The organism is Bacillus sp. MUM 13 (genome assembly GCF_001866725.1).
Lineage (GTDB): Bacteria > Bacillota > Bacilli > Bacillales > DSM-1321 > Peribacillus.
Genome location: NZ_MLYQ01000131.1, coordinates 1 through 7419 on the forward strand (window position 1 = coordinate 1; position 7419 = coordinate 7419).

The 7419-nt window shown below is 41.2% G+C and carries 8 protein-coding genes; 6 read left to right on the forward strand and 2 right to left on the reverse strand.

Translation table 11 applies throughout. The annotated features are described in order from the left end of the window. Positions 1-208: 208 nt before the first annotated feature. A complete protein-coding gene (locus tag BIV59_RS21375; protein ID WP_071353480.1) occupies positions 209-679 on the reverse strand; it encodes a DinB family protein in 471 nt (156 codons plus the stop codon). Positions 680-1006: 327 nt separating this feature from the next. On the opposite strand from BIV59_RS21375, the gene BIV59_RS21380 reads away from it, so the two are divergent. From BIV59_RS21380 to BIV59_RS21395, 4 genes are read left to right on the forward strand one after another with little or no spacing between them, the layout of a single operon-like run. Then, positions 1007-1822 carry an ABC transporter ATP-binding protein gene (locus tag BIV59_RS21380; RefSeq protein WP_071353481.1) on the forward strand — a complete coding sequence of 272 codons (816 nt, stop codon included), beginning with the start codon at positions 1007-1009 and terminating at the stop codon, positions 1820-1822. 31 nt (positions 1823-1853) lie between these two features. Further along, positions 1854-2825, forward strand: a complete 972-nt coding sequence (locus BIV59_RS21385; protein ID WP_240501968.1) for an iron-hydroxamate ABC transporter substrate-binding protein — start codon at positions 1854-1856, stop codon at positions 2823-2825. A gap of 18 nt (positions 2826-2843) precedes the next feature. Beyond that, the gene (locus BIV59_RS21390) at positions 2844-3887 is read left to right on the forward strand and encodes a FecCD family ABC transporter permease (protein WP_071353483.1); all 1044 of its coding nucleotides are present in this window, start codon (positions 2844-2846) and stop codon (positions 3885-3887) included. Beyond that, positions 3884-4891 (forward strand): FecCD family ABC transporter permease, encoded by a 1008-nt coding sequence (locus BIV59_RS21395; protein ID WP_071353484.1) that lies wholly within the window; start codon positions 3884-3886, stop codon positions 4889-4891. The genes BIV59_RS21390 and BIV59_RS21395 overlap by 4 nt, the downstream gene beginning before the upstream one ends. Positions 4892-5092: 201 nt before the next feature. On the opposite strand, the gene BIV59_RS24590 is transcribed toward BIV59_RS21395, so the two are convergent. Then, on the reverse strand, positions 5093-5305 hold the full coding sequence (locus BIV59_RS24590; RefSeq protein ID WP_481747456.1) for a DUF2798 domain-containing protein: 213 nt from the start codon (positions 5303-5305) through the stop codon (positions 5093-5095). Between the two features lie 143 nt (positions 5306-5448). On the opposite strand from BIV59_RS24590, the gene BIV59_RS21400 reads away from it, so the two are divergent. Together BIV59_RS21400 and BIV59_RS21405 are read left to right on the forward strand one after the other, a co-directional pair. Then, entirely contained in the window at positions 5449-6654 is a 1206-nt protein-coding gene (locus tag BIV59_RS21400; protein ID WP_071353485.1) for an MFS transporter, read from the forward strand. Positions 6655-6929: 275 nt separating this feature from the next. Continuing rightward, positions 6930-7121 (forward strand): Fur-regulated basic protein FbpA, encoded by a 192-nt coding sequence (locus BIV59_RS21405; RefSeq protein ID WP_071353486.1) that lies wholly within the window; start codon positions 6930-6932, stop codon positions 7119-7121. Positions 7122-7419 lie beyond the last annotated feature (298 nt).

A 7419-nucleotide genomic window follows, 5' to 3' on the forward strand; every position in this document is an offset into this window, starting at 1 on the left:
TGCGGGGTCTCACCTTCCCGCTAATCCCGCAGGAGTCTCGCACCTTGCACTTCAATCAACCTCATTTAATAATGAAATTACCTCTCAGAACTCATTAAAAACAACAATCTTTAAGAAAAGAGCCTTTAAAAAAATCGGAATGTAACAGACTCATAATATACTGCAAAAAGGGTGCTGCATTTTTTTTATGCCGCACCCTTTTTTCTTCTTAGTCCCAAATGTTAATCCTAGGTATTCCAGCCGTTCTTAAATAGTCTAGCAGCTGTCCGGTATGTATTGTTTCGTGATATGCCACTCGTAATAACATATCTCCTAAATTTCTGATATATCCTGCATCAGAGCGGTCAATTTTTATATTCTCTAAATCATTTTCTGAAAATGACCTGATTGTATCCATAAACTGTTTTCGGTAAGGTTCTGCAAAACTGATTTCTGACTCTGCTGTAGTATAGGGGCGATTTTCAAAAGGCGAATGAAACTCAGTTAGACTGCCTTGATTTTTGATGGCCAGGTGATAATAATGTTCACTTTCTAATACATGTCTGATCATTTCCAGACAATTCATAGCTTCGCTGTCTGGCCTCCATTGAAGCCGGTCAGCAGGAATAGAGGTCCACACCTTTATACTTCTTCTTCTGACTTCATTAAAATTTAAAATAATAGAATCAACGGCATTCATGTAAAATATCCCCCTTTTTAAGAATATATGGTTTAAGTATACATGAGAAGCGGCAGGAAACTGAATAAGATTAAAGATGAAATTCATAGTGTCGTGCAAAATTAATCCTTTCCTGGTTATCTATCTTCTTACGCCATCGAAATTGGAGCATAGATAGGTGCTGATAAATTCAGAAAATACCTATTCATATATTGACGGGTTTGTAGAGCTGCATTATAATAAAACAAAATTGATAATGATAATCGTTATCAATTACACCGTGAGACTTAACATGCAATTGAGGTGAAAGATTGATTAATTTTCAATAAAAGCAGGGAGGGATTACCGGTGTCGAGACTATATACTGAGAATTTAAAAATTGTATACGGTGATCATGAGATTGTAGAAAATCTGAGCCTGGAAATTCCAGACGGGAAAATTACAGCTGTTATTGGGCCGAACGGCTGCGGAAAGTCCACCGTATTAAAGACACTTTCCCGGATACTTTCGGCAAAGTCCGGTGCAGTATATCTGGATGGAAAAGAAATCAGCAAGAAGTCTACTAAAAAAATCGCTCAAGAAATGGCGATACTGCCTCAGTCACCGGATGCCCCGGAAGGCCTGACTGTTTCAGAATTGGTTTCCTACGGAAGGTTTCCTTATCAAAGGGGCATTGGGAGAAGGAATGATAAAGATAAAGAAGTGGTCGAATGGGCTCTTGGGGTTACAGGGATTCATGCATTTAGAGACAAAACGGTGGATGCGCTTTCTGGAGGTCAAAGACAAAAGGTATGGATCTCCATGGCATTAGCACAGGAAACCGATATTATTCTTCTGGATGAACCAACAACCTATCTGGATTTATCACATCAGTTAGAGGTATTGGAGCTTCTTCGGTACTTAAATGAAGCAGAAAAGCGCACCATCGTCATGGTTATTCACGATTTGAACCACGCCGCCCGTTTCGCGGACCATATCGTTGCCTTAAAGGATGGTTCAATCATAAAAGAAGGAACAGCAGAAGAGGTCATGACTCCAGAGGTTCTGCGCCTCGCCTTTAACATAGATGCTGTGATTGGCACTGATCCCAGGACAAATAAGCCAATCTGCTCCACTTATAATCTAATAAACTCACATAAAGTTCCAGAAGTGGTTGTCATCTAAAGGCAGAATTACATATGTATGAGGCAAAAAAATGACTAAGAATTTGGAGATGAATAGTATGCGAAAAAACAGAAAATCTTTATTAAGTATAATTGCAGTGTTAATGATTGGGTTACTCACGGCGTGCGGCGGCCAATCGGAAAAGGAGAAAAAAAGTGATGTAACATCTGATGCGGCCCCGGAAACCAGAATTTATCATGGTGAAAAAGGTGATGTAAAAGTACCCGCCAAGCCGAAACGAGTCGCTATGCTGGCAGCAACGTATGCAGGAAACCTGCTTGCGCTCGGCATAACGCCAATTGCAGTCAATGAATATCCAAAGACAAATAAGTTTTATGGACACAAACTGGATCATGCAGAAGTTGTAACAGCAGATTCCATGGAGAAGCTCTTGGCATTAAAACCCGATTTAATCATTACATATTCTGATGACAAAAATCTTAAAAAATATTCTGAAATAGCCCCGACAGCTGTTTTAACTTACGATAAGTACAACTACCTTGATCAGCATATTGAAATAGGGAAAATTGTCGGAAAAGAAAAAGAAGCAAGAAAATGGGTTTCCGAATGGAATGATCAAGCAGAAACCGAAAAGAAAAAAGTACAAAAAGCAATCGGAGAAGATGCAACTGCCATGGTTTTTGAGACCTACGGAAAAGATATGTATGTTTATGGGAAGAACTGGGGCCGGGGTACGGAAGTCATCTATCAGGCACTGGGTTTAAAAGGAAATGATCGGTTAAACAAAGATGTTATGGGGCCTGGATATAAGGCGATTTCTGCCGAACTGATTCCTGAATATGCAGGAGACTATATCTTTGTAGGCGAAGGGGCTTCTACTGCGAATAACTCATTTATGAAAACTGATGCCTGGAAACAAATACCCGCAGTGAAAAACGGCCGCGTCATAAAATTTGATTCCAAATCTTTTTACTTCAATGATCCGATTTCCCTTGAAAAAGAGATGGACTATATTGTAAAAGCCCTGACTAAAGTTAAGTAACTGAAAAGGAACTAGCTAATGATGATGAATAAATCCGAAACAGATCAAAAAAGCAAGGTGTATTCAAGACCTGCGTTAGGTATATCCATTTTGGCTTTAGGGTCCATATTACTTATAGGCAGCATGATTTTAGCGGTTTCTGTCGGGGCAGCCAACATAGACTTTTTGTCAGTTTGGAAATCTGTATTTTCATATGATCATGCCAGAAGAGCCGATCAAATTATTGCCGGGTTAAGGCTTCCGAGGGAATTAGGAGCCGCCATTACGGGAGCCGGATTTGCTGTCAGCGGGGCAATCATGCAGGGGATGACAAGGAATCCCCTTGCTGATCCCGGGTTACTAGGGTTAAATGCTGGAGCCAGTCTGGCACTTGCGATTGTTTTTGCTTTTTTCTCCGGTGCAGGCTTCATAGCCATCATGTTCATATCGTTTCTTGGAGCAGGCCTTGGAGCAGGTATGGTCTTTGGCTTAAGCTCATTAAACCGCAAAGGGATGACCCCATTGCGAATTACGCTTGCAGGAGCGGCCGTTTCCGCTTTATTGTCTGCGTTAGGTGAAGGTATTGCAATCTTTTTTAAATTATCTCAGGATCTTGCATTCTGGTCAGCCGGAGGAGTATCCGGAACTACCTGGTTTCAGCTGAAATTGGTCTTTCCTATTATTATTTCAGGGATTCTAATTGCACTCATGTTCTCAAGAGGATTGACCGTTTTAAGTTTCGGTGAAGAAATGGCAAAAGGCTTGGGGCAGCGTACTGTTTTTACAAAAACGGTCCTGATGATCGTTGTGCTTGTTCTGGCAGGAGCCTCAGTGTCACTTGTTGGCCCTATTGCCTTTGCGGGTTTAATCGTGCCTAATGTTGTCCGTTTCCTAGTCGGGACTGATTATCGGTGGATCATCCCCTGCACGGCCATTTTTGGCAGTATACTCATGGTTGTGGCCGACACAGCGGCTAGAATGGTTAATATACCTTACGAGACTCCTATGGGTGCCGTTGTATCCATAATCGGCGTTCCTTTTTTCCTTTATCTTGCAAGAAAAAGGGGGAAAAGGCTCTCATGATACAAGTTGAAAAACAAAAAAGGAACAGAATCATAATGATATCTTCTTTTGTCTGCCTGATTTTGGTTTTTGTTATAAGTGTGGCGACTGGATATGTTTCTTTAACTCCCTCACAGCTTGGCCGGACAATAATCGGGCAGGGCACTGATAGAGAAAACCTCATTTTATTTGGTTTTCGCTTGCCAAGAATCATGATTGCTGTTCTTGCAGGAGCAGGGCTGGCGGTATCAGGTGCGATTCTTCAGAGCATAACCAGAAATCCTCTGTCAGAGCCGGGAATACTCGGAATCAATGCAGGCTCTGGCCTGATGGTAGTTATTTATGTTATGTTCTTTTCTGCTGAATCTTCAAATTTTATATACATACTTCCGTTTATTGCTCTAATCGGAGGGGTTTTGACAGCGTTAGTCATCTATTTTATGGCATATAAGAAAGGGGGGGGCATTGACCCCTCCACACTGGTATTGATAGGTGTAGGGATGGCGGCTGCTCTGTACGGAGCGCTTTTAACGTTATCAATAAGATTGGAACGTCAGCAATATGACTTTTTTGCTAACTGGCTGGCGGGAAGAATTTGGGGAGATGACTGGATATTCGTTCTGGCTTTGCTTCCGTGGATTGTCTTGCTCTTGCCTTACGTTTTTATTAAATCAAATGTATTAAACACCTTGAGTTTAAATGAACATATATCTATTGGACTTGGTGTCCGTGTAGAAAAGGAAAGAGTGGTGCTGATTTTTATTTCTGTTGCCCTTGCTTCAGCATCCGTTTCTGTAAGCGGAGGCATTGCCTTTATAGGTCTCATGGCACCTCATATATCCAGGGGGCTTGTCGGGCCCAGGCATCAGACATTCCTGCCGATTGCTGCCTTGATAGGAGCAATCCTGCTTTTAGCTGCTGATACTGTTGGAAGAGTTATCTTAGATCCCAGCGGAATTCCGGCAGGTATCATCGTAACAGTAATAGGTGCACCGTATTTTATGTATTTAATGGTCAAAAAATAGCATAATATATACTATCCAGGCAGCCATTCAAAAACAGCCTTGTAATCCAGGATTGGAATACACAGGCTGTTTTTAGAAGCTGCTCTGTGTCTTTTACGTTCTTTTGTTCAGGTTATTAGGATAAAAAGTTCTGGATATTAAGAGATTTAGACGCAGCAAAATTAATCAGCTGATGAAACCCAAACACTCGCTTACACCCTATTAAGATGTTAAAGCAGATGGTTTAATATATTTGGCAAGCAGCCAGCGTGATATCTGTCCAACAATTAACAACTGTGAAGGCAGAGCCGTGATAAAGTTCAGACAAGCTGTTTTTATATATGCTCCGAAGATAGAGCCAGTAATTCCTGTCGTGAGGCCGTTAAAATAAGGCCGTATACAGACATTATTAAAACCATCATAGGGAGCAGGCAAAAAGATAATGCCATAATAAAGTTAATTTCTATTTCAAAAAAGCTTTATGGTATAAATGAATAAGTGCAGGTAGAATAAGGGAAGCAGGTTTTAATGTAAATATACCTGAAACAAGATAAATGATCCGTCAATGGGAGGGTTTTATGGAAAAGAAGATTTCGGAAAAAAGACTGCTTGCAGTTGCAGGATTAGGCTGGCTTTTTGATGCGATGGATGTTGGAATGCTTTCATTTATTATAGTAGCTCTGAAGCAAGAGTGGGGCTTAACAGCAGGGCAAATGGGCTGGATAGGAAGTGTCAATTCTATTGGCATGGCAGTTGGAGCATTGTTGTTTGGGTCTCTTTCTGATAAAGCAGGACGCAAGAATATCTTTATTGTTACTTTATTGTTTTTCTCTATTGGCAGCGGTTTATCAGCAGCTGCAACTACACTTGCAGTATTTTTAATTTTAAGGTTCTTTATTGGAATGGGACTTGGCGGAGAGCTTCCAGTTGCCTCCACATTGGTATCTGAAAGTGTTCCCGCTCACCAGAGAGGAAAAGTCGTCGTATTGCTTGAAAGCTTTTGGGCAATCGGATGGATTGCGGCAGCCTTGATTTCTTATTTTGTCATTCCTCATTACGGCTGGAGAATTGCGCTTATTCTTAGTGCCATTCCTGCACTGTATACCTTATATCTGCGCTGGAGTTTACCTGATTCACCGCGGTATGAAAGCCTGGAACCACAGCAGAAATCATCCGTTATGCAAAATATGAAGAAGGTGTGGGGAAAAGAATATTTGCGCCAGACCCTTGTATTATGGATACTTTGGTTTTGTGTCGTCTTTTCTTATTATGGAATGTTTTTATGGCTTCCAAGCGTAATGGTGCTGAAAGGCTTCAGTTTGATCAAAAGCTTTGAATATGTCTTGATTATGACTCTTGCCCAGCTTCCTGGATACTTTACGGCAGCATGGCTTATTGAAAAGGCAGGACGGAAGTTTGTTTTGGTTACATACTTGTTAGGCACGGCTGCTAGTGCATACTTTTTTGGACATGCAGCAAATTTGCCTTCTTTGATTACGTCTGGAATTTTTCTTTCTTTCTTTAATCTCGGAGCTTGGGGAGCGATGTATGCTTATACACCCGAACAATATCCAACATCATTTAGAGGAACCGGATCAGGAATGGCTGCTTCCTTTGGAAGGGTAGGCGGCATTTTAGGCCCGCTTGCAGCCGGCTATCTGCTTGAAAGAGAAGTATCTGTGTCAGCAATTTTCACCATTTTTACCATTTCTGTTTTTGCCGGTGCGGCAGTCGTACTGATATTTGGCAAGGAAACAAAAAATACTGAACTGGCAAGAGGATAGGCAGCCTTAAGCCTGGAATGCATGCTGTTATCAGACATTTAAATGCTGAATCTGGGTTAAATTGCATCTGCGGGAAGTTTCATTTTATAATGTGCAGTAAAGATGTTTAGAATGACGCAATAAAAGGTATATAAACTTTGGTGCTGCTTATTTAAATAAAGCTTAAAAGTTAAAGGCCTGCTCTTTTTGAATTCCAAAGAAGCCGACTATTTTAAAAGAGCAGGCCTGCTAAGCTTAGCAGCATCATTTACCAGCATATGAAAGGAAAATTTAGAATGAAAGAAACTGTCCCTATAAATGAAAACAGGAAAACTTGGCTGATTGAGCAGCTGCTGGCCCAGGGAGTATTCAAAACCTCTGACGAAAAGCATTTGTATGATGCTTCCTTAAATATATTGGAAGCTGAACTGGATTCGGTTCTCAAAAAAAAAAGAATTCATCATGTAAACGCAAACATTCTGCATTAGTTTGCGCAAAGTGCCCTCTTGCAGCCAAAGAGGGCACTTTTATTGCATGGGGATATAAACTTTAGGCTCTTTTCTTAAAGAATGTTGTTTTTTAATATGTTCTGTGAAGCAATCCTGTTGTTATACCGTGTTGATTGGAGTGTAAGGTGCGAGACTCCTGTGGGACTAGCGCGAAAGTGAGACCCCGCAAACTTTGCTTGTGAGGCTCACCGCCCGCCCCACGGAAAGCGAGCATCCTGGAGCGGAAATCACCCCCTTGTTCCATAGGAGCAAAGATAACGAAAACAGCCTTTGTCAA